Source organism: Kribbella sp. CWNU-51 (assembly GCF_054073265.1).
Genome location: NZ_JBSXMZ010000009.1, coordinates 245,807 through 271,333, shown reverse-complemented (window position 1 = coordinate 271,333; position 25,527 = coordinate 245,807). Strand labels below are relative to the sequence as shown.

Annotated in this window: 25 protein-coding genes; 6 read left to right on the top strand and 19 right to left on the bottom strand. The window is 68.4% G+C overall.

Features of this window, described 5'->3' with window-relative positions; genetic code table 11:
• Positions 1–525: 525 nt before the first annotated feature.
• Entirely contained in the window at positions 526–2,982 is a 2,457-nt protein-coding gene (locus ACXC9Q_RS15145) for a DUF222 domain-containing protein (RefSeq protein WP_457057141.1), read from the bottom strand.
• A gap of 805 nt (positions 2,983–3,787) precedes the next feature.
• Between ACXC9Q_RS15145 and ACXC9Q_RS15140 the strand changes: the two genes are divergently transcribed.
• The 3 genes from ACXC9Q_RS15140 to ACXC9Q_RS15130 all read left to right on the top strand — a co-directional run bounded on the left by ACXC9Q_RS15140 (position 3,788) and on the right by ACXC9Q_RS15130 (position 5,252).
• Positions 3,788–4,159: a YciI family protein gene (locus ACXC9Q_RS15140; RefSeq protein ID WP_328526498.1), complete on the top strand. Its 372-nt coding sequence runs from the start codon at positions 3,788–3,790 to the stop codon at positions 4,157–4,159.
• A 2-nt stretch (positions 4,160–4,161) separates the two neighbouring features.
• Complete coding sequence (locus ACXC9Q_RS15135; protein WP_457057140.1) at positions 4,162–4,539, top strand: VOC family protein; 378 nt, start codon at positions 4,162–4,164, stop codon at positions 4,537–4,539.
• A gap of 140 nt (positions 4,540–4,679) precedes the next feature.
• Positions 4,680–5,252, top strand: a complete 573-nt coding sequence (locus tag ACXC9Q_RS15130; protein WP_457057191.1) for an adenylate kinase — start codon at positions 4,680–4,682, stop codon at positions 5,250–5,252.
• Between the two features lie 19 nt (positions 5,253–5,271).
• Here ACXC9Q_RS15130 and ACXC9Q_RS15125 read toward each other — a convergent pair whose 3' ends face one another.
• Complete coding sequence (locus ACXC9Q_RS15125) at positions 5,272–5,904, bottom strand: hemerythrin domain-containing protein (RefSeq protein ID WP_457057139.1); 633 nt, start codon at positions 5,902–5,904, stop codon at positions 5,272–5,274.
• A gap of 108 nt (positions 5,905–6,012) precedes the next feature.
• On the opposite strand from ACXC9Q_RS15125, the gene ACXC9Q_RS15120 reads away from it, so the two are divergent.
• Complete coding sequence (locus ACXC9Q_RS15120) at positions 6,013–7,062, top strand: lipoate--protein ligase family protein (protein ID WP_457057190.1); 1,050 nt, start codon at positions 6,013–6,015, stop codon at positions 7,060–7,062.
• On the opposite strand, the gene ACXC9Q_RS15115 is transcribed toward ACXC9Q_RS15120, so the two are convergent.
• From ACXC9Q_RS15115 to ACXC9Q_RS15100, 4 genes are all read right to left on the bottom strand, one after another.
• Positions 7,063–7,692 carry a dihydrofolate reductase family protein gene (locus tag ACXC9Q_RS15115; protein ID WP_457057138.1) on the bottom strand — a complete coding sequence of 210 codons (630 nt, stop codon included), beginning with the start codon at positions 7,690–7,692 and terminating at the stop codon, positions 7,063–7,065. It lies immediately after the preceding gene.
• A gap of 143 nt (positions 7,693–7,835) precedes the next feature.
• Positions 7,836–8,024 (bottom strand): hypothetical protein, encoded by a 189-nt coding sequence (locus ACXC9Q_RS15110; RefSeq protein WP_457057137.1) that lies wholly within the window; start codon positions 8,022–8,024, stop codon positions 7,836–7,838.
• A 61-nt stretch (positions 8,025–8,085) separates the two neighbouring features.
• Positions 8,086–8,394: a DUF6036 family nucleotidyltransferase gene (locus ACXC9Q_RS15105; RefSeq protein ID WP_457057136.1), complete on the bottom strand. Its 309-nt coding sequence runs from the start codon at positions 8,392–8,394 to the stop codon at positions 8,086–8,088.
• On the bottom strand, positions 8,391–8,978 hold the full coding sequence (locus ACXC9Q_RS15100) for a helix-turn-helix domain-containing protein (RefSeq protein WP_457057135.1): 588 nt from the start codon (positions 8,976–8,978) through the stop codon (positions 8,391–8,393). The genes ACXC9Q_RS15105 and ACXC9Q_RS15100 overlap by 4 nt, the downstream gene beginning before the upstream one ends.
• Before the next feature lie 50 nt (positions 8,979–9,028).
• Between ACXC9Q_RS15100 and ACXC9Q_RS15095 the strand changes: the two genes are divergently transcribed.
• Positions 9,029–9,418, top strand: a complete 390-nt coding sequence (locus ACXC9Q_RS15095) for a VOC family protein (protein WP_457057134.1) — start codon at positions 9,029–9,031, stop codon at positions 9,416–9,418.
• Position 9,419: 1 nt separating this feature from the next.
• Here ACXC9Q_RS15095 and ACXC9Q_RS15090 read toward each other — a convergent pair whose 3' ends face one another.
• The 13 genes from ACXC9Q_RS15090 to ACXC9Q_RS15030 form a co-directional block, all read right to left on the bottom strand.
• On the bottom strand, positions 9,420–9,878 hold the full coding sequence (locus tag ACXC9Q_RS15090; RefSeq protein WP_457057133.1) for a DUF1707 SHOCT-like domain-containing protein: 459 nt from the start codon (positions 9,876–9,878) through the stop codon (positions 9,420–9,422).
• Positions 9,875–10,552, bottom strand: a complete 678-nt coding sequence (locus ACXC9Q_RS15085; RefSeq protein ID WP_457057132.1) for a PadR family transcriptional regulator — start codon at positions 10,550–10,552, stop codon at positions 9,875–9,877. Before ACXC9Q_RS15085 ends, ACXC9Q_RS15090 begins: the two co-directional genes overlap by 4 nt.
• Before the next feature lie 136 nt (positions 10,553–10,688).
• Positions 10,689–11,654 (bottom strand): aldo/keto reductase, encoded by a 966-nt coding sequence (locus tag ACXC9Q_RS15080; protein WP_457057131.1) that lies wholly within the window; start codon positions 11,652–11,654, stop codon positions 10,689–10,691.
• Between the two features lie 75 nt (positions 11,655–11,729).
• The gene (locus tag ACXC9Q_RS15075; RefSeq protein WP_457057130.1) at positions 11,730–12,452 is read right to left on the bottom strand and encodes an LmeA family phospholipid-binding protein; all 723 of its coding nucleotides are present in this window, start codon (positions 12,450–12,452) and stop codon (positions 11,730–11,732) included.
• A 37-nt stretch (positions 12,453–12,489) separates the two neighbouring features.
• Positions 12,490–13,395, bottom strand: a complete 906-nt coding sequence (locus ACXC9Q_RS15070) for an NAD-dependent epimerase/dehydratase family protein (RefSeq protein ID WP_457057129.1) — start codon at positions 13,393–13,395, stop codon at positions 12,490–12,492.
• Between the two features lie 593 nt (positions 13,396–13,988).
• Positions 13,989–14,300: a hypothetical protein gene (locus tag ACXC9Q_RS15065; protein WP_328526514.1), complete on the bottom strand. Its 312-nt coding sequence runs from the start codon at positions 14,298–14,300 to the stop codon at positions 13,989–13,991.
• Between the two features lie 100 nt (positions 14,301–14,400).
• Entirely contained in the window at positions 14,401–14,823 is a 423-nt protein-coding gene (locus tag ACXC9Q_RS15060; protein WP_457057128.1) for a hypothetical protein, read from the bottom strand.
• Positions 14,823–15,908: a flavin-containing monooxygenase gene (locus tag ACXC9Q_RS15055; protein ID WP_457057127.1), complete on the bottom strand. Its 1,086-nt coding sequence runs from the start codon at positions 15,906–15,908 to the stop codon at positions 14,823–14,825. Before ACXC9Q_RS15055 ends, ACXC9Q_RS15060 begins: the two co-directional genes overlap by 1 nt.
• Complete coding sequence (locus ACXC9Q_RS15050) at positions 15,905–17,494, bottom strand: multicopper oxidase domain-containing protein (RefSeq protein WP_457057126.1); 1,590 nt, start codon at positions 17,492–17,494, stop codon at positions 15,905–15,907. Before ACXC9Q_RS15050 ends, ACXC9Q_RS15055 begins: the two co-directional genes overlap by 4 nt.
• A gap of 127 nt (positions 17,495–17,621) precedes the next feature.
• Entirely contained in the window at positions 17,622–19,304 is a 1,683-nt protein-coding gene (locus ACXC9Q_RS15045) for a SulP family inorganic anion transporter (protein WP_457057125.1), read from the bottom strand.
• A 131-nt stretch (positions 19,305–19,435) separates the two neighbouring features.
• Positions 19,436–20,365, bottom strand: coding sequence for a polyphosphate kinase 2 family protein (locus tag ACXC9Q_RS15040; protein WP_457057124.1), 930 nt, complete (start codon positions 20,363–20,365; stop codon positions 19,436–19,438).
• Positions 20,366–20,456: 91 nt separating this feature from the next.
• On the bottom strand, positions 20,457–23,234 hold the full coding sequence (locus ACXC9Q_RS15035; RefSeq protein WP_457057123.1) for a cation-translocating P-type ATPase: 2,778 nt from the start codon (positions 23,232–23,234) through the stop codon (positions 20,457–20,459).
• On the bottom strand, positions 23,227–24,594 hold the full coding sequence (locus tag ACXC9Q_RS15030; RefSeq protein WP_457057122.1) for a chloride channel protein: 1,368 nt from the start codon (positions 24,592–24,594) through the stop codon (positions 23,227–23,229). Before ACXC9Q_RS15030 ends, ACXC9Q_RS15035 begins: the two co-directional genes overlap by 8 nt.
• A 191-nt stretch (positions 24,595–24,785) precedes the next feature.
• On the opposite strand from ACXC9Q_RS15030, the gene ACXC9Q_RS15025 reads away from it, so the two are divergent.
• The gene (locus ACXC9Q_RS15025) at positions 24,786–25,478 is read left to right on the top strand and encodes a GAP family protein (protein WP_457057121.1); all 693 of its coding nucleotides are present in this window, start codon (positions 24,786–24,788) and stop codon (positions 25,476–25,478) included.
• The last annotated feature ends 49 nt before the right edge of the window (positions 25,479–25,527 follow it).

The following is a 25,527-nucleotide window of genomic DNA, read 5'->3' as shown; positions in this document are numbered from 1 at the left end:
TGTGACAGCGACCGCCGGTGGTGGCGGTGGTAGCGCCAGTCGCGCTGTGCCGGGGTTCCGGTGGTGGCGGTGGTTGGGGTCCGAGGGATGGGCCAGGAGGTTGGTGGTGGTTGCGGTCGGGGGGTTGGTCGGCCGGGAGGTTGGTGGTGGTTCCGGGGCGGGGGGAGGTGGCCTGGGGGTTGGTGGTGGTTGCGGGGCGGGGTGCTCGTGGTTCCGGGGCGGGGGAGGTGGCCTGGGGGTTGGTGGTGGTTGCGGGTCGGGGTACTGGTGGTGGCGTCGGCTGCGGCGGGCCGGGGTGCTGGTGGTGGCGCCGGGGTTGTTGTGCTGGGGCGGCGTTCAGCAGAGGCCGGAGGACGGTGATCGCAAGTCCTTTATCCGCAAGGAAAGTCCGAACACCGGAACGGCGACCGTCTCCCCGATGAGTCCGACTCTGGCAGTCACTCATCACAGGTGGCAGCCGCCGGCCGGGTTGAGATGTGCCTGGCCGCGTGAGCGGTTTGCTTGCGACTGAACCGAGTGCCGGGCCTACGCCGCGCTGGTGGAGGCCTTATGAGGGTTTGTGGTGTCGGCCCAGGGGTCTGCGGAGTGGAGGCTGGGTTTCGGGTCGTCGTCAGCAGGGTTGTGCTCGTCAGCGGACTCCGGAGCGAGGTCGTGCCATGGGTCGAACGTGCGGGTGGCATTCGTGCGCCGCTGATCCAGGGGCAGGACAACTTCGGTTCCGAGCTGGCTGCGGCGATCAACGGCCGGGTTCGGGTCCGCGGTGTCGCCCCAGATGTCGAGGCCTGTGCCGGCCCGCGCTGGGCGGGCTGGCTTGCTGGGTACGCCGCGATGCCCGCTGTCCGGTCCTTCGCCCCAGGGGTCGAACCCACCGGCGGATGGGAGCGGCGGCTCGGGTGGCGAGGGCGGTCGAGGCCAGGACGCCTCCGGTGACGGCTCCTGGTGGTCCTGCTGCTTTCGGGTGTGGGTATGGGGCGGTCGCTGGTCGGGGGCGTGTCCCCAGGGGGCGAAGTCACCGCCGGGTGGGGGTTTCTGCGGGCGAGCGGGTCGTTCGTCGGGGGCGTAACCCCACGGATCGACGTCGGTGGCGGGTGGGCGCTGCTTGGCGCGAGTGGGTCGTTCGTCGGGGGTGTCTCCCCAGGGGTTGAGGCGTGCGGTGTCGTCGGGGGTGATCCAGGGTGGGTCGGTGTCGCGGGGCCAGGCGCGGGTGACTGGCCCGCCCGCGGCTGCGCCGGTCGTGGGTGCGCGACCGGTGGTGGTGCTGGTTGTGGGTGCGTGACCGGTAGCTGAGTCGGTTGTGAGTGGGCGACCGGTGGTGGTGCTGGTTGTGGGTGCGCGACCGGTAGCTGGGTCGGTTGTGGGTGCGCGACGGGTTGGGTCGGTTGTGGGTGCGTGACCGGTGGTGGCACTGGTTGTGGGTGTGGCTTGGGGTGGGTGGGGTGTGGTGGTTGGTGGCCGGTATCTGTCGCGGGGGACGGGGTCGGGGGTGGCCCAGGCGGGGCGGGCGACATCGACGATGCCGTTGGTGATCTGGATGGTCCAGTGGCCGGCGTGCAGGTCGCGGTGACACCGTTTGCATAGGAGTACGAGGTTGGTGATGTTGGTTTCGCCGCCGTCGATCCAGCTGATGACGTGGTGGGCGTCGCAGTACAGGGGTGGGGCGCCGCAGCAGACGCAGCCTTTGTCGCGGGTGATGAGGGCTTTGCGGATCGGGCCGGTGGCGAGTCGGACGGTGGTGCCGACGTCGAGTGGCTGGGAGTCCGAGCCGAGGACGATCGGGAGGATGTGGGCGTCGCAGGCGAGTCGGCGGATGGTGGCCGCGGACAGGGCGTCGCCGTAGATCAGGTGGCCGAGTTTGTCGGCGGTGGCGGCTTTGAGGTCGTTGTAGTCGATGGTGACGGTGATGTGTGGCTTCGGGCCGTGCCCGGGAATTGGCCCGCCGCTGTTCTTGTGGGCCGCATCGCTGCCCGCGCTGCCTGCGCTGCCCGCGTTGTCGGTGCTGGTGGCGGTCCCCGCGGGTGTGCTGTCCGTAGTGGTGGCGGTCTCTGCGGGCGCGGTGGCGGCGGTGCCTGCGGACGCGTGACTCCTTAGGGTGGCGGCCGTGGCGGCGCCTGTGGTGGCGGCCGTGGTAGTGGCGCCTGGGGTGGTGAGGAGGGTGGTGAGGGCGTCGGCCTGGCGTTTGGTGCGGGGGCGGGGGTCGAGGGCGCCGTCGATGGTTTTGTGGGGTTTGGCGTGGGTGTGGATGAGGGTGCGGAACAGTTCGGCGTTCTCGTTGGCCAGGTAGCCGGTGAACGCGACGCCGTGGTCGGCGTTCTTCAGGGTGAGCGACTCACGATCGTAGGCTTTCTGTTCGGTGGGTTCGGGGCCGTCGGTGTCGAGGCGGTCGCGGACGAGCCGGCCGGCTTTGCGCAGCTCGAGCGGGCCGTGCGTGCGGGCCAGCTCCACCATCTCCCGCTCGGCGACCTGCACGTCGTCGGCCGGAACGGTGGTCGGGACCTTGTCCAGCGCGGACACGATCGCCTCGGCCTGCGCTGGATGCAGCAGCACCCCCACCCCCGCACTGTTCCCGCCCGCATCATGCTCGCCCGCATCGTGCTCGCCGTCGCTCCCATTCGTGTCGCTCGTGTCGCTGTCGCTCGCGTCGTCGGTCAGGTCGCCGTCGCTGGCGCCGGTATCGGTCGTTGGGTCGTCTGTCAGGGGGTTGGGTTTGGGGAGGGCGGCGGCGACGGCGGGGTACTTGTCGAGGGTGGTGGCGAGGTGGACGTCGCGGCGGGCCTTGGTGGGGTCGATGCGGTAGCGGAAGGTGAGGAGTCGGGCGGTGGTGCCGGCGCCGAGTTCTTGGGCGTGGCCGGTGGTGTCGAGGCCGGCGATGAGGTGCAGGGCGAGGGTTTCCAGGCGGGCGATCTCGGCGTAGGTGGCGTCGAGAGTGGACAGCATGTCGCTGCCGCCCATCGACCACACCGGTCGCTGTCCGAGAATCTCCATGCACAAACTGTAGGCGGCGCCACCGACAGTTTTCAAACCTGGATGCCCTTGTTTTCAAGGGATCCCGTTCACAAGAGGGTTGTCCACAACGATGCCGGGTTGTGGACAACGCGGGCCCGGGAGGTGAGGCGTTGTGCTACCACCCGGAGCGGACGGGTTCAGGGCCGTTGCTGTCGGCAACGACTGTGCCGGGTGTCGTTCAGCCTCGAGCTGCCTGACCCGGTGGTCCTCACCAACGGACGCGGCCAGACCGTCAACGAACACAGTGACCTTGGCAACGGGTCCACCCGGGCCACCCACGCGCATGATCACGGTGCCGTACCTCCCGGCTGTGGGTTGTTCGGCTGTGGGTCGCTCACCCGTTGCTCGATGTAGAACCGTTCCTGTCCGGACTGCGTCCGCCGGTGCTCGATGGGGCGACGTGAGCGCTGAACGACCGCGGCGAACGGCAGGCGGTGCGGACCCGGCGCGCGAACACGAATCCGGGCGATCGGCGCAGGGGTAGGCGATGCGACACCCAGGTTGTCCCCGCGGATCACCGTCGTTCGTGAACCGGGCCCACTCACCAAGCTCTGTCGATCATCGGAGTCAGCCCACGGCAGCGTGGGTTGGCCGAGCTGTGAGGGGCCTTGGTGAGTGGCTCACATCCGACCAGGCCGTACGACCTTCGAGGTCCCAGACGCGAGCAAGCCTGGCGATTGTGCAGCATGCCGGCCGCGTAAAGTGTCGAGGGCCTTGGTTCGGGTCCGACGTCTCGGATGCCGGGCGCAGTACGGCGTACCGGCTGAGAGCACTGGAGGTTGTCATGAAGTATGTGGTGCTGATCCACTCCAACCCGCAGCCGTGGAATCACCCGACGATCGACTTCACCGAGATCGGCCGGGCGATCCCGGCCGAGGAGCGGGCGGCGATGGGCAAGGAGTTCGAGGAGATGCTGACCGAACTGTCCGCGTCCGGTGAGCTCGTGAGCGGGCTCGCGCTGGGGTCGCCCGAGTCGGCGCGGATCTACCGGTGGGAGGGAAAACGGCCGGTCAGCACCGACGGACCGTACGCCGAGGCGAAGGAGCACCTGGCCGGGTTCTTCATCCTGGACTGCGCCACCCGGGAGCGCGCCGAGGAGCTTGCCGCCAAGTTCGCCGGCCCCGGCGACACGATCGAACTGCGGCCGGAGATGTGACGGTGGCCGGCGGGATCAGGCTGAGTTCGCCCACGATCAACTGCCCGGACGCGCTGGCGCTGGCCGGCTTCTACGCGCAGATCACCGGCGGCCGGATCGCGTACAGCGACCCGGTCTGGGCGACCGTGGACGGGCCGGGCGGGCGGATCGACTTCCAGACCGATCCCGCCCACGTGCCGCCGACCTGGCCGGATCCGGCGGTCCCGATCCAGTTCCACCTCGACTTCTTCGTCGAGGACCTCGCGGCGGCCGAGGTGACGGTGCTGGCGGCTGGCGCGACCAGGTATGACCACCAGCCGAACGCCGACCATTGCCTGGTTTTCGCCGATCCGGCCGGCCATCCGTTCTGCCTTTCGACGTGGGATTTGCTCGAGAATTAGCGATTTCGGCCGGATACGGACGGTTACGCGCGGATGTGAGGTGTCCGTGCGGTACGGAGTGACGTACGCCGTACCGCACGGGCGGAGGTTTCCTTATCCTGTTTGACTTACCGGGAGCAAGGGAGCGCGCTGTGACGACGATCGTGCTGATGGGTCCGCCAGGGGCCGGCAAGGGAACCCATGCCGACCACCTCGCGGGACACCTCGGTGTGCCCGTGATCTCCACCGGCGACATCTTCCGGGCTCAGGTCGCCGACGGCACCGAGCTCGGCCGGACCGCGCAGCGTTTCCTCGACGCCGGTGAGTACGTCCCCGACGAGGTCACCAACGCGATGGTCCGCGAGCGGCTCGCCGCGGACGACGCCCGCTTCGGCTTCCTGCTCGACGGCTACCCGCGCACGCTCGACCAGGCCGTCGTACTGGACGACATCCTGGCGGGGCAGGACCGGTCCCTCGACGCGGCCGTCGTGCTCCAGGTGGACCCCGAAGAGCTGGTCCAGCGGCTGCTCCGCCGGGCCGAGATCGAGCACCGCTCCGACGACACCGAGGAGGTCATCCGCCGGCGTTTCGAGGTGTACGACGCCCAGACCTCCCCGCTGCTCAGCCTCTACGCGAACCGCGGTATCCGCCACGAGATCGACGCCTCCGCCGACATCGACACCGTCCGGATCCGCGTCCGGCAGGTCGCCACCCTGCTCCAGCCCGCCGCGTAACCGTTGCCTGGAGCAACCGTTAGCTGCGCCAGACCGGGGCGACGGACTTGCGGTAGGAGCGGCCGAAGACGCCGGTGATGACGGTGAGGACCGGCTTGGGGACGGTGCCGGTGATGGCGGCGGACTCGTCGGGGGCGGCGCCGTCGAGGGCCCAGGCGAAGAACGTGCCGCCCTGGACCGGGCCGACCTTGGCGAACTCGCGGCCCATCGCCTTCATCTCGGGGGTGTCCTTCTTCGCCAGGTAGACCGGCTCGATCTCCGCCTCCTCGTGCTCGAGGTGCTGGACCGTCACCCGCTGCAGCTCCTGCATCGCGGTCAGTGCGGCCGCCGCGTCCTCGGCGCTGGCGGACCTGTGCAGCGCCGTCATCGCGGTCCGCGTCGCGGCCAGCGCGGCCGCCATCGTGTCGTGCTCGGCGTCCATCTGCTTGAGGAGGTCGTGACTCACCCCGACCTTCTCCAGCGCGGGCCAGGCGATGTCGTGCTCGCCCTCGTGGTGCCGCGTCAGTTGGTCGTCGAAGTTCGCCCATGCCGTCGCCAGTTGCTCGGCCCGCTGCCGATTCCCCGCCGGAAACCGCCCCAGTGCGTCAATGAAGCGTCCCAGATCCCGCCGGAACGCCGCGTGAATCGCCTTGTTCATGCTCATTTCCGCCATACGCCGGAGTCTAGGCTGAAGCGGGCTTGAAGTGGGGTGTTCGGACCACTACGCAGGGCGAGTTCGTTGCCGGGAACATCCGTAGGTGGGCGCCGGTTGTTGGTGGATATGCATGGTGAGTACAAGGTGCCGGGCGGGAAACTTGTCGTGGCCGATCTCGACGTGGTCGGCGATCACGTGCGACAGGCGCAGATCAGTGGGGACTTCTTCCTCGAGCCCGACGACGCGCTGGAGCGGATCAACGGCGCGCTCGCCGGTCTGCCGATCGCGACTCCGGCTGCTCAGATCGCCTCGCGGGTGCGCGCCGTACTGGGTGATGGCGTGGAGATGCTCGGGTTCTCACCGGAGGCTGTGGCCGTCGCCGTACGGCGTGCTCTGACCGGCGCGACCGGTTGGCGCGATCACCAGTGGCAGTTCGTGCACGACGTACCGCGGGAGCCCGCGTTGCAGATGGCGCTCGACGAGGTGCTGGCCGAGCAGGTCGGTTCCGGCGAGCGCGCACCGACGTTGCGGGTGTGGGAGTGGGCGTCGAACGCGGTCATCATCGGCAGCTTCCAGTCGCTGCGTAACGAGGTCGACCTGGAGGGCGCCGCCAAGCACGACGTGACAGTGGTACGGCGGATCAGCGGCGGCGGAGCGATGTTCGTTGAACCAGGCAACACGATCACGTACTCGCTCTACGTCCCCGAGTCCCTGGTGTCCGGGTTGTCGTTCGTCGAGTCGTACGCGTTCCTCGACGACTGGGTGATCGGCGCGCTCAACGATCTCGGCATCGCGGCGACGTACCAGCCGATCAACGACATCACCTCACCGGCCGGCAAGATCGCCGGCGCCGCGCAGAAGCGGTTCGCGGGTGGCGCCGTACTGCATCACGTCACGATGGCGTACGACATGGACGCCGCGAAGATGCTCGACGTCCTGCGGATCGGCCGCGAGAAGCTGTCCGACAAAGGGACCACGAGCGCCGGCAAACGCGTCGACCCGTTGCGCAGTCAGACCGGCCTCGACCGCGTGGACGTGATCGACCGGATGGTCGACTCGTTCCGGAACCGCTACGGCCTCGGCCCGGGCACGATCGACGCCGGCACCGTGGACCGCGCCGTCGACCTCGTGGCGAGCAAGTTCGGAACCGAGGAGTGGCTCACCCGGGTCCCGTGATCACCGACGGACGATCTCGATGTGGGTGGCCTTGGGGGACGTGGCGGTCTTGGTGACCTTGTAGTTGCCCAGGGCGTCGGCGACGTTGTCGAAGAGGCGTTCGCCGGCCCCGGCCAGGATGGGTGCGACGACGATGTGCAGCTCGTCGATCAGTCCGGCGCGCAGGTACTGCTGGACCGTCGACGCACCGCCCGCGATCAACACGTCCTGCCCGTCGGCGGCCTTGAGGGCCTGCTCCAGTACGACCTCGACCGGGTCGTCGGTGAAGTGGAACGTCGTACCGCCCTCCATCGGCAGCGACGGACGCAGGTGGTGCGTGTGCACGAAGACATCGGTGTGGTACGGCGGGTTGTCACCCCACCAGCCCGTCCACGACTCGTCCTCCCACGGCCCACGGATCGGCCCGAACATGTTGCGCCCCATGATGGTCGCGCCGATGCCCTCCTCGTGCCGCCCGGCCTGCTCGACGTCGAGCCCGCCCTTCCCGGCCGCCTTGTCCTCGAACGCCGCGAACATCCAGTTGTGCAGCCCGTCCACCCCGTCCCCGAACGGCGCGTCCAACCGCTGCCCGACCCCGGCCCCGAACCCATCCACCGTGATCGTGAAGTTCTCCACCCGAACCTTCGCCATGACGCTCTCCTCGACTAGTCCCGACTCTCTCCCCCTGGTCGAACCAAACCCAACCCTTTTGACATCCCCAGAAGATCTATCTCACCCAGTCCAACTGCGCCTCCGGGATCCCCAGGCCGTCCGAACGCCTGCACCTCCGCAGCCTACGAACTCCCACCGACAGCCAGCTCCGCGATCTGCTGGACGTAGTCGACGAGGTGAGGATCGTGCTCTTCGAACGGGTAGGCCGAGTAGTAGGCCTCAACCGCCGCGCGCGCGTCGGCGAACCCGCACGTCGGCCACAACGCGATCATGTCGTCGTGATCCGGTGCGCGGCCGGCCAGCAGCTTCATCAAGAACACCTGGCCAGGCGGCGGCCCGAGGACTGTCAGGTGGCTGTGCTCGTACAGCAGCTCACACGCATCGAGCTCCCAACCCGACCGGCGCGAACATAGTGGCCGAGTCGTTGAGCCAGGTGGCGCGAAGACCGTGCCGCTCTCCGACCTGCCGGACGACGGCCTTCAGCTCTGCGGTGAGCACGGTCAAGGAGTCGACGTCCGCGGTCGACTCGCGCAGATCGTGTAGCGCCATGTACGAGCCGCCGACAACGACCAGAGAGCAGATCAAGTTTCGGGTGGCCAGCTCGTCGGCGACCTCGGTGAGGCGGGTGAGGATCTCGGCCTTGTCGAGGACGGCTGGTGGCTCCGGTGCGCCTTGGTTCATGCGGCGTTGCGCCAGAGGTCGTGGGCGGCGAGCCAGATGTTGCGGGCGGCGAGCTGAGCGGGAGCTTGCGCGCGTGCTCGCTTGGTTCGTGCCGGTGTGCCTGGCGCCTCCCACGGCGTGGGTGACGGTGGCACCGAGCGGGTCCATCGAGGTCGTGGGATCCCGGCGTCGTCGGCGAGTTTCTCCGCGATCCCGGCCAGCAGGGCGTCGTACGCCGCGTCGCCGGTCCGGTACGGGGGAGACTCGATCGCCTCTGCGGTGAGTTCACGATGTTCGGTGAGCTGGTCGAGGAACCCTCGCACCTGGGCCCAGTTGACCTTGCGGACCTTTGCGTCGGGTGTGTAGGCCTCGGTCAGCGTCTCGATGGCGATCCGATGCGGCCGATCCTGGACGGCGTCGAGGGTCAGCGACAGGTGGCGACCGCTGGCCGCGATCAGCCGCGAGAGCATCGTCAGTGTCGGATCGCTCGACCCGGCCTCGATCCGTGACACCGTCGACGTCGGAACGCCGGCCTTGGCGGCGAGCGCACTGCGAGACAGCCCGGCGTCCTCCCGAGCTCGCCGAACCAGTTCTCCAGCACTCACGGGAGTAGCATATATGCAACCCCCGTGTCCGCCAACGCTAGCGTGGGGTTGTGGAGATTGGCTATGTGATCTTGTACGTCGGCGATTTGACTGCGTCCGTGGCGTTTTATCGGGATGTGGTGGGGTTCGAGTACAAGTTCACGGACGCGGGGTATGCGGAGTTCGATGCCGGTGGGGTGCGGTTCGCGTTGTATGAGCGGCGGCGGGCTGAGTGGTTGACGGGGCGGGACGTGGCGCCGGGCGCGGGTGGGGAAGTGGTGGTGATGGTTGCGGACGCGGATGCATGCGCGGAGCGGCTGGCGGGGCTGGGCGTGGTGCTGCTGAGCGGGCCGGCCGACCGTCCGTGGGGACATCGGACGGTGCATGTGGCCGACCCGGACGGGTTCGTGGTCGAGTTCGCGGCGGAGATCCCGCGGGCTCGAGGGCGGCGGCGTACCTGAGTCAGCGGCGGTAGCGGTTGTTGTGTTCCCAGCGGCGACGGCCCATGCCGCTGAACAGCATGATCCAGAAGAAGCCCCACAGCAGCCACGGTGCGGTCAGGGTGATGGCCGCGACGACGAGGCCGATCATCAAGAACGGCGCCAACATCATGATCGGCGGCGGTGGGCCGGGACGGCGGCGGGTGCGGGCCGTCTGCGGCGACCACGGGCCCTGGGCGAGTTGCAGCTCGGCCGGGCTCGGGAGGTCGTCGAAGAGCGGCGCGAGGTCGTCGACGTACCGCGCTCGGGTCGCCTGCTCGCTGCGCTCCTCGAACTCGGTCTGGGTCAGCCGGCCCGCGACGAAGTGATCGCTGAGCATAGAGACGGCCTGATCGCGTTCGGCGTCGCCGATCCGCAGCGAGCCCCGGCGTTCAGCCCGGCGCTGCTCGGGGTCGCGCCACTCGGGAAACGGGAGACTCATGAGCGGTCCTCGTCCGTGCTCTCGTCGGCGAGGATGCCGTACAGCTTCCGGCGCAGTTCGCCGAGTGCCTCCCGCGCCTTAGCCTGCTGCTCCGGCGTACCGGTCGCGAGGATCTGCCACATCGCCGTCGCCACCTGGCCGAGCATCGGCTTCAGCCCGTTCTCGTCATCCGCGGCCGGGGCGCTCATCGCCTCCCACGGCGCGGACACCTCGTCCTGGTGCTCAGCGACGTACGCGCGTCCTTCGTCGGTCAGCGTGAACGTACGGCGACCGACCTCGGCATCCGCGGTGACCAGGCCCTCGTCCTCGAGTTGCTGCAGGGTGGGGTAGATCGAGCCGGGGCTCGGCTTCCACACGCCGCCGCTGCGCTCGGCGATCTCCTGGATCAGCTGGTAGCCGTTCATCGGCTGCTCGGCGAGGACCGCGAGGATGGCGGCCCGCACGTCACCGCGCCGGGCCTTCGGTCCACGCCAGCGCGGCGGCGGACCCCACGGCGGCCCGAACGTCTGGCCACCGCCGAACATCCCCCACGGCGGGCCGAATCCCTGGTGCCCGTGGTGCACACGCCGCCCGGTCATCGCGGCGCGCAACTCCTCTTTGATGTCCTCGAAGGCTGAACAGTGCCGCGCGAAGTGCTGCCAGGGCCACCCCGCGGCGTACGTCGATCCGGTCATCACGACCACCGTCCCTCACAAGAGATTGCGATACGTCGACGATATATCGCCAACCATCGCAACCCAAGGGACTCACAGAGCGAGCTCGAGGTCGCCGGCATCCCACGCTTTCGAGGCTAGCGCGGGGGTGTACGGGTCAGTACCAGTTACGCGGCTGGTCGGGGTAGGGCTCCTCCAGGCGCTTGAGCTCTGCCTCGGTCAGTTCGAGTTCCAGCGCCGCAGCGGCGTCCGTGAGGTGGTGTGGCTTCGTAGCACCGACTATGGGCGCTGAGACGACCGGTCTGGTCAGCAACCAGGCCAGTGCGACCTGTGCCATCGGCACACCGCGCTCGGCTGCCACGGCCTCCAGCGCATCGACACTCTGCTGGTCGCTGTCGCGGGCGAGGGCCCTGGAGATCCGATCGGTGTCCGCACGTAGCGTCTGCGTACCCCATGGCTTGCCGAGCTTGCCTTTGGCCAGTGGCGAGTACGGAATGGAGCCGACGCCCTGGTCCGCGCAGAGCGGCAGCAGCTCCCGTTCGTCGTCACGCCGGATCAGGTTGTACTGGTTCTGCATCGCGACGAACCGCGTCCACCCGCCCTGGTCGGCGGTGTGCTGCAGCTTCGCGAACTGCCACGCCCACATCGACGACGCACCGAGATAGCGGACCTTCCCCGCCCGTACGACGTCGTGCAGCGCCTCCATCGTCTCCTCCACCGGCGTCTCCGGGTCCCACCGGTGGATCTGGTAGAGGTCGACGTACTCCGTGCCCAGTCTGGTCAGCGAAGCGTCGATCTGCTCCAGGATCGCCTTGCGCGACAACCCCGATCCGCCCGGGCCGTCGTGCATCTTGCCCCACACCTTGGTCGCCAGTACGACGTCCTCGCGCCGGGTGTACCGCTTGATCGCGCGACCGACGAACTCCTCGGAGCTCCCACCGCCGTACGTGTTCGCCGTGTCCCAGAAGGTGATCCCGAGCTCCAGTGCCTGCCGGAAGTACGGCTGCGAGCTCTCCTCGTCCAGCGTCCACTGATGGAACTCGTTGCGCTCGCCGAAACTCATGCATCCCAATGCGAGCCGGCTGACCTTGAGGCCGGTCTGCCCCAACCGCACATACTCCATGTCGAACCCTCTTTCCGTTGGGCTCGACGCTACGAGGACTCCGCCGGCTGTGGGAGGCCCTGTCAGTACAGGTATTCAGGCGGCGAACTTCAGGTCGCCGGCGGTGGCGGTGAGCACGATGGAGCTGCCTTCGACGCTGACCTGCTTCAGCGTCGCGCCGTACGGGAGCTTGGGGAGGGTGATCGCCCGGGAGAGCTGATTGCGCACCGCGTTCCGGATGAACGACGGGACCGCGTCGGACAGCTCGTCGACGGTGAGGACGATGCGGCCCTTCTCGACCTGCGGGCGCAGCGTCGCCTCGGCCTCGACACCGCGGATCGACAACTTCGCGCGCAGCTTGCCGTCGACCGCATCGAGCGTCAGTCCCTGCACACCGGTGCTGCGGACCGCGAGCTTGGCCAGTTCGGCCGGTGACAGCTGCAGCCGGACGTCAGTGGTGTCGATCGTGACCGCCGCGCCGGGCGTCCGCGTCAGCAGACCGCGCGGCACGTGGACGCCGTGCAGCTCGACCTTCAGATCCTCCGCCGGGATCGAGTCGAACGTCGGTTGCTTCATGGTCAGCGTGACTTTCGAGAACCGCTCCCTGGCCAGCTGCGGCAGGAACCCGAACCCGCCGATCTTGACGGACGTGTCGGCCGCGCGTACGTCGTACTGCGCCGCCTCCTTCTCGGCCATCGTCGCGAGCTGGTTCTCCGCAACCCAGGCGGCGGCCCGGTCGACGGCAACCGCCAGCACCCCGAGCACCACCAACGTGACAACCAGCCGTCGCAACCAGCGCCGCGGTCTCCTGGAACTCATCCCTGCCCTTCCGTCGATCCGCACAGCCTAAAGGTCCTCACGCAACGACCATTTCCTGGAGGGCGTCGTCGGTGCGGGCGGGCTTGATGCCGAAGGCAACGGTTGCGGCGGTGGAGTCGACGATGAACGGGCGCTGCCACTGGTACTGCGTCTCGAGCATCTCGCGGGCGTCCGGGCTGAACAGGCCGGCGAGCCGGAGCGCGATCGCGGGCATCTTCGCAACGCGGGCCGGGGGTGCTCCCGCGAGTTCTGCGGCGCGGGTGGCGAGGGCCCGGACCGACACCGGGGCCGGGGTCGGCACGTGCCATGGGCGGCCCCAGGCGCTCGGGTCGGCCGCTACCGCTACCAGGGTCTTCGCGACATCACCGACGTACGTCCAGCTGTGCGGTGCGTCGAGGTCCGCCGGCGCCAGGCCGCGCCCGCCTTTGATCACCTTGGGCAGCACCATCACGCTGAACGCCGACACCGCGCCGGCGCCGAGGTAGTCCGAGCCCCGCACCTCCGCGGTCCGGATCCGCCCGGCCTCGTGCGCGGCCAACGCATCGGTCCACAGTTTGGCGCGCACCCGCCCCTTGACCGAGTTGGGTAGCAGCGGCGTCTCCTCGGTCATCACTCCGTCGACAGCGCCGTACCCGTAGAGGTTGCCGGTTGTCACCAGTACGGCGCCTGTCGTTTCGGCTGCCCGGATGAGCGCGGCCCCCAGCGGAGGCCAATCCGTCGACCACCGGTGGTACGGCGGTCCCGCGCACGAGTAGATCGCCGTCGCGCCCTCGGCGAGCCGCGCCAGCGCCTCCCCATTACTCGCATCCGCCGCGACCCGCTCGATCCCGCCGCCCTCAGGCCCGCTCCCCGAGCGGGTGATCACGCGAACCTGTTCTCCCTGACCCGCGAGTAGCCGAGCAGTAGCAGACCCGACAGGACCGGCGCCGACGACAACGTGCATAGATACCCCTTCCACAGGACTCGGCGCCCAGTCTTGCCTATCTGTCAGGGCGTGAAGCGCGGTTCGTGGTTCCGGTTGCGGCTGGTCTGACGTACATTCGAGGTGCGTCCGCCGCGTACCGTGGCACAGACGCGCTGCCCCAGACCCGGCGGTTCATCAGCTAGTGACTTGAGTTGGGGCCTGGGTGTCCGTTTCTCGGAGCGTCGCCGGACGCTCGCCATTCCAGCGTGGCTGCGCGACGATGACCAGCGCGCAGCCGGACGAGCGCGGCCGGATTCACCACGGAGGAATGCCCGTCTGGCCGGTTCTCCTGGAGCCTATCCTGCGGTGCGATGCCGCGGACCCCACTGTGAACCTAGCGGAGGTCGCGACCCCTCAACTCGCGAACCGCGACTTCCCTACCCCGCTCCGCGACGCTGACGGACGGATCCCCTCATCACGGATCTGCCGGCGACGCCGCGAGCGGCGCCGACCGTTTCAGCCGGGTGCGAAACCCTCCTGCCGTACCCGGCTGAGCGGCCTGCGACAACTACAGGTCCCCCACCCTGCCCCACAGTGACCGACCCGTCTACGACACGCTTGCGCCGGCTGGGTCAGGACTTGTCGTAGTGGGAGGGCGGGAACGGGTGGCGATCGGTCAGCGGGTAGAGCTCGCTCTCCTCCGTCTGGCGTTTGATCTCCGCCTCTTCCTCCCGATACTCCTCGGTGTCGGTCGGATCGTCCGCCGCGGGCACATCGGTGGCCGGCGGGACGTCGTCGGGGTCGTAGGCGTCGACACCGGCTTCGACCCGCTCCTGCTCCGTCCGGCGGGCGAGATCATCATCGTCCGGGTGCAGTGGCAGGCCGCCGTGCTCGCGGCGGTCGTGGTGAACATCCTCCGACGTTTCGAAGGGTTCGTCAGTCATCGCTACCTCCACTGATCCCGAAGCCGCTGGTGTCTTTCCGAGCGTACTCGCGTCATCGGCCGCCGGACCGCGGTCCTGCCAGGTGCCCGGAAGGGAACCGTCACTGGCGGAGTGAGACGCCGGCGACGATCGCGATCGCGATGATCGTCGCGGCGAGCCAGTCGACGGCGAGGCAGAACGGGGGCCACCACCGGGTGTTCGCGACATAGTGCGTGCGGTGTTGCCAGAGGTCCTTGAACCCGTGGCCGATCAGGGCGACGACGAGTAGCCACGCCGATCCGGTGATGCCCACAGCGGCGAGTACGACGAATGCGCCGGCGACGGTGGTCTCGACGGCGATGACCGCCGGTCGTCCGTCGGCGACGGCGAAGCCGATGTAGACCGCTGCGATCAGTACCACCGAGAGGGCGTAGACGGTCGCCGCATCGAGCCACCAGAAGCCGAGCGGCGCCGCGGCCTGGATGACGCCCCAGACGAGTCCCCAGGCGAGCGGGACCCGCTCGTCGGCGAACAGTCTCGACATCAGCGGGGTGGGGACTGCACGGTCTGGATCGACTGATCCGAGCCGGCGGCGGCGATCTGATCCGCGAGGTACGACGCGTCGGAGCCGACCCAGCCGAGGAGGGCCGAGGTCCTGGTGTGCTGCCAGGTGAGGCCGAGCATGTACAGACCGGGGGACGAGGTGACGCCGCGGTTGTGCGGGATGCGTCCCCGTTCGTCCTGTACGCCGGGCACGTCGATCCAGTTGTACTCCGTGGTGAACCCGGTCGCCCACACGACAGCGTCGTACTCCGACGCAGTCCCGTCGGCGAAGGTCACGGTCCGCCCGGTCGCCGCCGTCACGCGGGGACGGATCCGGATGCCGTGCCGCTTCGCAAGCTGTCGCGGTCCGCTGCCGATCACCTGGTCACGTCCGGCCAGCCGGTTTCCCAGCCGGGAGCCGACCGTGACCCGGTCCAGTCCGAGCCCGCTCGCCCACCACCACACGTCGCGACCGAAGGGCCGCTGAGGGATCGTCGGGATCCGTTGGCCGGCAGCCAGTTCCACGGTGTGGGTGGCGCTGAGCTCCAGGGCGATCTGGCAGCCCGAATTCGCGGCTCCTACGACCAGGACCTTTTCGCCCGCAAGGTTGTGCGGTCGCCGGTATTCCACGCTGTGGATCTGGATCACATCTGCGCCGAGGTCGTTCGCGATCGGCGGGATCAACGGGGTATGGAAGGGCCCGGTGGCAACCACCACCTGCCGTGCCTTCCAGGTGTCTCGCCCCGTCGTCACGACGTACCCGCCGTCGCTCCGCGTCAGCGATTCGACGGTTGTGTTGAGCTTCACCGGTAGCTGGAACCGCGCCGCATACGCCTGCAGGAAGTCCGCGACGTCGTCCTTGCCGGGATAGGTGTCTTTCGCTGCGGGGAAAGGCATTCCCGGCAGATTGTCGAATTGGGCCGGTGTGAACAACTGCAGGGAATCCCATCGCGAGCGCCACGCGTGGCCGATCTCCGGGCCGGCGTCCAGGATCAGGAAGCGCCGCCCGCGCTCTGCCAGGTGGTAGCCCATCACCAGACCGGCCTGGCCTCCGCCGATCACCAGCGCGTCCAGGACGTCCGTCATGACGACACCGCCTCGGGACGCCGGGCGACGTTGAAGCTGAACATCATGCCGCTCTCGGTGTGCTCGGCGATGTGGCAGTGCGCCATCCACAGCCCGGGATTCGACACGTCCAGCAGGATGTCCACCGTTTCGCCGGCGCGCACCAGGACGGTGTCCTTCCAGACGAGGTTGGTCTCCGGCTCGTCATCCCTGGACAGGATGAGGAAGCGGCCGGCGCCGTGGATGTGGAACGGGTGGTGCATCGGGTGGTCGGAGTCCATCTCGTTGACCAGCCGGATCTTCACCCGGTCGCCGACGGTGAAAGCCCACGTGATGGCTCCGTTCTCGGCGCCGGTCTCCCGGTCGACGAGTTGCCAGATCATGTTGCCGGGATCCGATGCGCGGTTGATCTCCGGCATCAGATCTTCCCACTCCAGGCCATCGCCGTGATCGTGTCCGCCGTGCGCTGCGGCCTCCTGAGGCATCGCGGTGGAGGGCACCAGCTTCATGCCGCACTGTGGGCACTTCGACGGCTCGGTGGCAGTGACGTCGGGATGCATCGGGCAGGCGTAACTGGACGCGAGTACGTCGTTCGTGCCGTACAGGAGCGGCATCTGGGACAGGAATGCGAGGATCTTGTCGGGTGTCCGGTCGAGGTCGGGGCCGATCGACTGGTGTACGGCGGTGAGCTCAGGGTCGGTCCGCAACGTCTCGAACGACGCGGCAGCAGCGCCGCCCTCGCCGGCCGTGACCGTGAACCCGCCGAGGTCGTACACCCGGTCCGGGGTGCGATTCTCCAGCCGCACCTCGCCGGGGGTGTCGAACAGTACGTCGACGACCGCGCGTTCGGAGGGGGCGAGCAATACCGCCTCGATGAACGTCTCGCGCTCGTACCGGCCGCTGTCGCCGCCGACCAGCTTCGCCCGGGCACCGCGGACGGCCACGTTGAAGATGCGGGTGTTGGCCGTGTTGACCAGGTAGAGGCGCACGACCTCTCCCTGCACTGCCTGGCCGGAGAACTGGGTCTCACCGTTGATCAGCATGACGTTGCCGAACCGGCCCATGGCGGTGAAGGTCGGCCCGGACCGGTTGAAGGGCGCGATGTGTCCGTCTTCGACCAGCAGGTCGTCCACCGTGAGGGTGAGCTGCCGGTCGACGGCGGGCCAGTACGACGAGTCCCACGGCTCGACGACGATCGCGCCGTACAGGCCCATCTCCTGGGCGAAGTCCTCCCGCATGTGCGGGTGGTACCAGTACAGGCCGGCGTCGGGGAACTGCAACGTGTAGGTGAACGATCCGCCGATCTCGATCGGCTTCTGCGTCTCGTGCGGGACGCCGTCGTACCGGTTCTCCAACCGCAGGCCGTGCCAGTGCACGGTCGTCTCTACGTCACCGTCGTTCCGCACCTGCACCGTGATCTCCGAATCCTGGTCCACGTGCAGCGTCGGGCCCGGGATCGACCCGTTGTACGCAAGCATGCGCAGCTCTGCGTCCTCGATGCGTTTGCGGACCGCACCGATGCCGAGCTCGAGCAGGTCGCCGTCATGCAGCCGCACCAAGCCCGTGGGCGCTACATCAGCCAATCCGACCGTTTCTGTGCTGAACACGCCCTGAGCGTCCATCCGCTTCTACTTTCATGGTGTCGGCAGTGGTTGGTGGTCCCAGCGGGGTCAGGGCACAGGAGATCCTCGGTACCAACAACCTACGCCGACAAGCAGACAACAAACAGGGCGCTCAGCTCTCCGGGCTCGGAGCTCGCCAGGTCGCGCCGGTCTGCCGGACGTACTCCTCGACAGCCTCGTCGAGGGTGGGGAGGAAGTGCGCCGGATCGATCGTGCGGGTGAGCTCGTACCGCCCGACCTTCTCGCGCACCGGATCCTTCATCTCCGCGAAGACCAGGGACACACCGCGCGCGTTGAGCCAGGCGTCCAGCTCGTGCAGCATGTCCGAGGCCGTGGTGTCGATGTCGGTGATCGGCTCGGCGGCCACGATGATCCAGCGGAGATCGGGCTGATCCTCGGCGATCTCCCGGACCTTCTCGCTGAACATCCGCGAGTTCGCGAAGATCAGCGGCGCGTCGAACCGGTAGACGACCAGGCCGGGCAGTAGCTCGGCGTCGGGATAGCTCTCGGTGTCGTGCAGGCCGTCGATCCCCTCGACCCGGCCGAGCTCGGCCTGGTGCGGCCACCACGCGCGGCGGAAGACGTTGAGGATGGACAGCCCGACGGCGATGAGGATGCCGGGCAGCACACCCAGGAGCGCCACGCCGAGCAGCGCGATGATCGACAGCGTGAACTCCGTCTTGCGCTGTCGCCACAGCCGGCGCGTCCCGGCGATGTCTGCCAGCGACAGCGCGGCGGCGATGACGATCGCGGCCAGAGTCGGCTGGGGCACGTACTGCATCAGGGAGGTGGCGAAGACCAGGACCACGGTGATCGTCGCGGCGCCGACGATGCCGGTCACCTGAGACTTGGAACCGGCCTGCTCGGCGACGGCGGTGCGGGACCCGCTGGTGCTGACCGGAAAGCCCTGGAAGAACCCGGTCGCGATGTTGGCCGCACCGATGCCGACCATCTCCTGGTTCCCGCGCACCCGGTCGCCCCGGCGGGCGGCGAACGCCGATGCCGTGGACATCGTGTCGGCGAGCGCGACGACGGCGATGGCGAGCGCCCCGACGAACAGTGGCGGCAGGTCGCCCCAGCTGACCCCTGGGATCGTGAACGGCGGAAAGCCCTGGGGGAGCTTGCCGACCGTGTCGACGTCGTGGGACTGCAGGTCGAACGCGCTGACCAGGACGGAGGCCAGCACCACGATGATGAGGACGCTCGGCAGCTTGGGCAGGAAACGATTCAGCAGCAGGATGCCGGCCAGCGAACCGATCCCGAGGATCGCGGCGGTCGTGTTGGCGTCGCCGTTCGCGAGCCCCGACACGAAGGCGCCCAGCTCGGCCAGCAGCCCGTCGGCATCGACCTTGAACCCGAACAGCTTGGCCAGCTGACCGATCACGATGGTCAGCGCCAGCCCGTTCATGTAGCCGATCTGCGTCGGCTTCGACAACAGGTCCGCCACGAACCCGAACCGGGCCAGCCCGGCGACCGTCATCACCACGCCGACCATCACCGCCAGCATCGACGCGAGCGCGACGGCCCGAGCGGGATCACCGTTGGCGAGCAGGAGCGGCGCTATCGTCGCCGCGATCATTGGGCCCAGGGACGAGTCGGGACCGAGCACCAGCACCCTGGACGGTCCGAACACCGCATAGCCGATCAGACACAGGATCGAGGTGTAGAGCCCGGTCACGGGCGGCAGTCCGGCGAGTTCGGCGTACGCCATCCCCTGGGGCACCAGCAGCGCCGACAGCACGAGGCCGGCGACGACGTCCTTGGGCAGCCACGACCGCTGGTACGACCTGGCCATGCCCACGCCAGGCACGTAGTCCAGCCACCCAGGAGGTCTTACATCCGGTTCTTTCGCGGTCGCGGTCATGGTGGTCAGCCGACCGTCCGGACAGACTCGCCGTCAAGGGCCAGAGTCGTCATGCGCGTGGCCTACTCTTCCGCGAACGGATCGGCCGCCGCGCCGGTCGGCGCCTGTGCCTCGAGGACGCTCTTGACCTCTTGCAGCGCCCTCCGTGCGTCCCTGCCGACCTTGGGATAGCGAGGATCGATCTCGATCAGCGTGTTGGCGATCACCGCGCCGGCCGCGATCCGCGCGTACCACTTGCGGTCGGCGGGAATCACGTACCACGGCGCCCACTCGGTGCTGGTGCTGGACAGCATCCGCGAGAACGCGCGCTGGTAGTCGTCCCAGTAGTCGCGCTCGCGGATGTCGGCCGAGGAGAACTTCCAGTTGTGGTCGCGCAGGTCGATCCGCCGCAGGAAGCGGATCCGCTGCTCCTCCTTGGAGAGGTTCAAGAAGAGCTTCACGATCTTGATGCCGTTGTCGCTCAGGGTCCGCTCCCATTCGTTGATCTCGCGATAGCGGCGCTTCCAGAGGCCCTGGCGGCTGCCCGGCGGAAGTTTCTGCCGGTCGAGGAGTTCCGGGTGCACGCGGACGACGAGGACCTCCTCGTAGTGCGAACGGTTGAAGATGCCGATCTCACCGCGGGCCGGCAGGTGCAGCCCGTAGCGCCACAGGTAGTCGTGATCCAGCTCCTCGCTGGAAGGGACCTTGAAGCCGTGCACCGACACACCCTGTGGGTTGACCCCGGTCATGACGTGGCGGATGGTGCCGTCCTTGCCGCCGGCATCGAGTGCCTGCAGGACCACCAGCACACCGTGGGTGTGCTGCGCATACAGCCGGGACTGATACTCGGCCAACAGGTCGATTCCGCGGTCGAGCATCTTGCGGCCGCGCTTCTTGGACCGGATCGTGCCTTGGAAGTCCGGCGCGAAGTCCCTCGCCAGCTTGACCTTCGAGCCCGGTTCGACCCGGAACGGCTCGATGAAGTCGGCGATCTGTTGCTCGCGAGATGTCATTCTGTGCCCCTACCTCCTCAGGTATCGCCCGACCATCAGTCGACCGCTCACCGGAACGTTCTGCATCCCCCCTTGCGGACGAGGCCGGAACCTACGCGGCGGGCGTGTGCCGGGCCCGAGCCGGCGCGACGGCCTGCTCCGGGCTGACCGTCGCCGGCGTCGGCTGCCTGCGCCTCCTGACCAGCTTGTCCAACTCGACGACGATCGGGAGCAGCGCGGCCAGGCCGAAGCAGGTGAGCCACTGACGCGGACTGAGCGCGACGGTGAGCAGCCCGCTCTGGATCGTCGGGAGCTGGGTGGCCAGGAACACCAGGACGACGGAGATCAGGGCGATCCCCAGCGCCTTCACGATCGGTGGTGTCAGGCCGCTGGCCGGGTCGCGCCGGTTGACCACCGCGTTGAACATCGTCCCCAGACCCATCACCACGAAAGTCATCGTCATCGACACGCTGCCTTGCGTCGTACTCGGGTCGTCCGGCCCCGCGACCAGGGGTGCGAACGCCGCGATGAAGAGCACGAACGCGTAGACGATCCACATCACCACAGCGCTCCGGTTCGTGATCGGTACGGCGGGGTCGCGCGGTGGACGGTGCATGACGTCGGGATCACCGGGGTCGACGGCGATGATCACCACTCCGGCGGCGGTGGCGAAGAACAACAGGAAGAGCACCATCGACGGAGTCATCGCCGCCCCGTCGTTGATGTCGAACACGGTGGCGGCGAGGAAGAGCAGGACCAGCGAGAGCAGTTGCGTCATCTGATAACGCACGTACGAGACGACCTTGTCGTAGACGCGCCGCCCGATCTCGACGGCGTGGACCAGGGTGCCGAAGTTGTCGTCGGTGAGGACCATCCGCGCGGCCTGCTTGGTCACCTCGCTGCCGCTTCCCATCGCCACCCCGATGTCGGCCTGCTTGAGGGCGGCCGCGTCGTTGACGGCGTCGCCGGTCATCGCGACGATCAGGCCCTGCTCCTGCATGGTCCGGGCAAGTCGCAGCTTGTCCTCGGGGGTGACCCGCCCGAACACGTGCAGTTCGGGCATCCGCCGCTTCAGTTCGTCGTCGGTGAGCGCCACCAGTTCCGCGCCGCTGATCGCGCCGGGACCAAGGCCCAGCTCCTCACCGATCGCCTGCGCGGTGACCGCGTGGTCACCGGTGATCATGCGTACGTCGATGCCGGCGGTGAGCGCCGTACCGACAGCGCTCTTCGCCTCCGTGCGCAGCGGGTCGATGATGCCCGCCAGCCCGACGAACGACAGCCCCGTGGTCAAGGACATCGGATCACCGGTCATCGTGGCCAGTTCGTCGTCCGAAACCAGCCGGGCCGCGAACGCGAGGACGCGCAGGCCCTTCTGTCCCATCCGTGTGTTGGCCTCGTCGATGCCGTGCCTCGACTCCGCGATCGGGACCTGCGAGCCGCTGAGCGGACCGCCCGCCTGGCTGCAGCGCGCGACGACGACGTCGGGCGCGCCCTTGACCAGCTCGATGACGTGCTCGGCGCCGTCGACGGTCACCCGGTGGAACGTCGCCATGAACTTGTACTCGGAATCGAACGGAACCTCTGACAGCCGCGGGTAAGCCTGCCGGGTCTCCTCGGCGTCGATGCCGAGCTTCGCGGCCAGCACCACCAGCGCGGCCTCGGTCGGGTCGCCGATCACCGATCCGTCGTCGCCGACCACCGCGTCGCTGTCGAGGGCCAGCCCGAGGCCGAGGCGGGTGAAGTCCGGCACGGGCGCGCCGGCCACCGAACGGATTGCGCCGCTCTTGGCGTATCCCTCCCCGTCGACGGTGAACCACAACCCGCTCGCGTACAACGTCGAGACCATCATCTGGTTCAGCGTGAGCGTCCCCGTCTTGTCGGTGTTGATCGCGCTCGTCGCACCGAGCGTCTCGACATCGGTGAGGTTCTTCACCACGGCCTTCGCCTCGGCCAGCTGCTTCGCGCCGAGCGAGAGCAGGCCCGAGACGAACGCCGGCATGCCGGTCGGGATCGCCGAGATGGCCATGGCGGTGCCGAGCAGCAGCAGGTCCTTGCCCGGCACCCCGCGGATCAGGCCGACCACGACGATGACCGCGACCGATCCCCAGGCGACGATCCCGAGGACCTTCGTCAGCGAGTCCAGCTCGCGCTGGAGCGGTGACCGGGTGCGCTTCACCGAGGTGAGCATGGTCGCGATCCGGCCCATCTGCGTCTGCATCCCGGTCGCCGTGACCACGATCGTGCCCGTGCCCCGCGTCACCGAGGTGCTTTGGAACAACATGTTGGTCTGGTCGCCCAGACCGACGTCCGCGGAGGCGAGTGGGCTCGCGCCCTTGGCGATCGGCGCACTCTCTCCTGTGAGCGCGGCCTCCTGCGCCTCCAAGGTCGCGGACCGGACGATCCGGCCGTCCGCGGGCACGATGTCGCCGGCCTCGACGTGGACGATGTCGCCCGGGACCAACTGTGTGGCCGCGATCATCGTCACCTCGCCGTCGCGAACCACTCGCGCCTGCGGCACCTGGAGGTCGGCGAGGGCGTTGACGCTGGCCCGTGCCGTGAGCTCCTGGCGGGTGCCCAGCCCGACGTTCAGCAGGATGAGCAACGCGACGATGATTCCGGTCGAGAGTTCCCCGATCACCAGGCTCACGACCACCACGGCGATCAGCATGATGTTCATCGGGTCGCGCAGTTGCTGCACCGCGATGGCCCAGGCCGAGGGCGGCTTCTCCGCGGCGATCTCGTTCGCGCCGTACGACGAGAGCCGGCTGGCTGCCGTACTCCCGGTCAGCCCGGAAACGGCATCGGAGCCGGCCGCGGCGACGACCTCGTCCGCCGAGAGCACGTACGGCGGACGCTCTGCGTCGGTCGCTGTCATCCCGGTCTCACTCACCTGGGTCTCCTCTCGGTCGCGGCGTACCGCCAACAGGCGCTTCGGCTTTCTTGCCCGGAGTCGGGAGGATGTCGGTGAGGACGAAGGCGACCGCCACAGCCACCACGACCTGCGGTGTCACCGTCACACCGTCCTTGCCCAGCAGCAGGGTGGCCAACAGCGTGGAGGTCAATGGCAGCCGCAGCATCGCGGCACACATGGCTCCGATGCCCATGCCGATCGCCGGCGCGAGACTCATGCCGGGCAACCCGCTCGCGGCGATGCCGATCACCGCACCCGTGAACATGGCGGGGAAGACCGGTCCGCCGCGGAACGCGCTCAGCGAGAGCCCGTAGGCGAACATCTTGCAAGCGGCGAGCAGGATCAGCACGCCGACCGAGTAGTCCGCGGCGTCGTCGACCAGCTCGGGCAGAGCATCCTGGCCGGAGAACAACACCTGTGTGAAGCTGTGGTCGGAGATCAGCTGGTACGCCATCGCGGTCAGGCCGATGACCAGGCCGAGACCCGCCGTCACCAGCACCCGGTTCACGTGCACGACCGGACGCAGTGACAGCCCGATCCAGCGGATCACCCAGCCCAGTAGCGCCCCAACCGCGCCCATGGCCAGAGCCCAGGCCATCGTGGCCACCGTCGGATCCACCGCCGGAGGCACAGAGGTCAGGGCCAGCGAGAAGCTGCCGAGTCCCGTCCAGTTGTCCAGACCGACGAAGACCAGAGCGCCGACGCCGGAGGCCAGCAGCCCCGGCAGCGCCACCAAGCTCAGCGTCGCACCTCCGATGCCGGCGGCCTCCATGATCAGGAATGCGCCGAGCACAGGGGAGCCGAGCAGCGTGCTGATCGCCGCGAAGCTGCCCGCCGACGCCATGATCGTCAGGGCCATCGGTGGCGCGTCCTTCTTGATGAGATGCACGGTCAGCGCCGCGAGGCCACCACCGATGGCGATGAGAGGAGCCTCAGGCCCGAGGACGGCGCCGAGACTGAGGGTGGTCAATGCGGCCAGGATGACGCCGGGGAGGTCCCGGTCAGCCGGCGGACCTCCACCGGCTTTGAACCCGAAGGCGGGTGAGTGCCCGCAGTTGCCGGGCAGGTACCGGATGGTCAACCCGGTCAATAGTCCACACAGCACCAACCAGGGCACCGGCCACCACGCGGGCGCGCCCCCGGTAAAGATCTGCTTCGGGAGATCGTCGAACACGGACTCCTGGATCGCACCGGTCAGCGCCAGGAAACCGTACGCGATCGCGGAGATCGGAATCCCGAGGATCGCGGCGAGGACCAGCGCGATCAGATACGGCTTCGAACGGATGACCGCCGAAGGATCCATCGCCGGCGGCGAAGATGACGGTGCACCGATCGACACGACGGACTCCTCTCAGCCGCCCCCACCATCCGCGTGGACGCGACCGACCGCATCGTCCCGGCGGGGTGATCTCCGGCGTAGTGGTTCGGTGGCTCTTGGTGAACGGACGGCATCTGCCGGGAGATCACCCCCGCGGGGTGATGCCCTGCCACCGCCAACGCTTGACGCTCGAATCTCGACCGGCGAGTGGGATGGCTCCGACGGGGGTAGGCATGGGCGGCGTCATCGGTGACATCCTTCCCCTCGCGTTGGGCGTGGCGATCAGCCCCATCCCCATCATCGCGGCGATCCTCATGCTCCTGTCACCGAACGCGAGGACGACCAGCATCGGGTTCCTGGCCGGCTGGGTCGCCGGCGTGGTCATCGCCGTCACCGCGTTCACCCTGCTGTCGTCCCTTCTGCCGGAGGAGGATTCCAACGCCTCGAAGCCGGTCCAGGGCACGATCAAACTGGTCCTCGGTGCCCTCCTCCTCGTCCTGGCCGGCAAGCAGTGGCGCGATCGGCCCAGCGGTGATGCGCCGCCGGAGTTGCCGAAATGGATGTCGGCCATCGACACGCTGACCCCGGTCAAAGGGCTCGGGCTCGGAGTACTGCTCTCGGCTGTTAACCCCAAGAACCTCATCATGGCCGCGGGGGCGGGCGTCGTCATCGGGAAAAGCGACCTCAGTACCGGTCAGATCGTGGTCGTCATCGTCGTCTACACGGCGATCGCCGCCTCCACCGTCGCGATACCGGTCATTGCCTACCTCGTCGCCGCCGACCGAATGGCCCAGCCGCTCGAAGCTCTGCGCACCTGGCTCGTCCGGGAGAACACGACCGTGATGGCGGTGCTGCTGCTCGTGATCGGCGTCGTCATGATCGGCAAGGGCATCGGCAGCTTCTAGGCGGAAACTCTCCGCTTCTTGTCACCCAGCAGGGGTGATGCCGCGCCGC

Bases quoted from the DNA above. Each gene is read 5' to 3' on its own strand.
- ACXC9Q_RS15145 (WP_457057141.1), bottom strand. From the start codon at position 2,982: ATGGAGATTCTCGGACAGCGACCGGTGTGGTCGATGGGCGGCAGCGAC.
- ACXC9Q_RS15140 (WP_328526498.1), top strand. From the start codon at position 3,788: ATGAAGTATGTGGTGCTGATCCACTCCAACCCGCAGCCGTGGAATCAC.
- ACXC9Q_RS15125 (WP_457057139.1), bottom strand. From the start codon at position 5,904: ATGGCGGAAATGAGCATGAACAAGGCGATTCACGCGGCGTTCCGGCGG.
- ACXC9Q_RS15120 (WP_457057190.1), top strand. From the start codon at position 6,013: ATGCATGGTGAGTACAAGGTGCCGGGCGGGAAACTTGTCGTGGCCGAT.
- ACXC9Q_RS15115 (WP_457057138.1), bottom strand. From the start codon at position 7,692: ATGGCGAAGGTTCGGGTGGAGAACTTCACGATCACGGTGGATGGGTTC.
- ACXC9Q_RS15110 (WP_457057137.1), bottom strand. From the start codon at position 8,024: ATGAAGCTGCTGGCCGGCCGCGCACCGGATCACGACGACATGATCGCG.
- ACXC9Q_RS15105 (WP_457057136.1), bottom strand. From the start codon at position 8,394: ATGAACCAAGGCGCACCGGAGCCACCAGCCGTCCTCGACAAGGCCGAG.
- ACXC9Q_RS15090 (WP_457057133.1), bottom strand. From the start codon at position 9,878: ATGAGTCTCCCGTTTCCCGAGTGGCGCGACCCCGAGCAGCGCCGGGCT.
- ACXC9Q_RS15085 (WP_457057132.1), bottom strand. From the start codon at position 10,552: ATGACCGGATCGACGTACGCCGCGGGGTGGCCCTGGCAGCACTTCGCG.
- ACXC9Q_RS15080 (WP_457057131.1), bottom strand. From the start codon at position 11,654: ATGGAGTATGTGCGGTTGGGGCAGACCGGCCTCAAGGTCAGCCGGCTC.
- ACXC9Q_RS15075 (WP_457057130.1), bottom strand. From the start codon at position 12,452: ATGAGTTCCAGGAGACCGCGGCGCTGGTTGCGACGGCTGGTTGTCACG.
- ACXC9Q_RS15070 (WP_457057129.1), bottom strand. From the start codon at position 13,395: ATGCACGTTGTCGTCGGCGCCGGTCCTGTCGGGTCTGCTACTGCTCGG.
- ACXC9Q_RS15065 (WP_328526514.1), bottom strand. From the start codon at position 14,300: ATGACTGACGAACCCTTCGAAACGTCGGAGGATGTTCACCACGACCGC.
- ACXC9Q_RS15060 (WP_457057128.1), bottom strand. From the start codon at position 14,823: ATGTCGAGACTGTTCGCCGACGAGCGGGTCCCGCTCGCCTGGGGACTC.
- ACXC9Q_RS15055 (WP_457057127.1), bottom strand. From the start codon at position 15,908: ATGACGGACGTCCTGGACGCGCTGGTGATCGGCGGAGGCCAGGCCGGT.
- ACXC9Q_RS15045 (WP_457057125.1), bottom strand. From the start codon at position 19,304: ATGGCCAGGTCGTACCAGCGGTCGTGGCTGCCCAAGGACGTCGTCGCC.
- ACXC9Q_RS15040 (WP_457057124.1), bottom strand. From the start codon at position 20,365: ATGACATCTCGCGAGCAACAGATCGCCGACTTCATCGAGCCGTTCCGG.
- ACXC9Q_RS15025 (WP_457057121.1), top strand. From the start codon at position 24,786: ATGGCTCCGACGGGGGTAGGCATGGGCGGCGTCATCGGTGACATCCTT.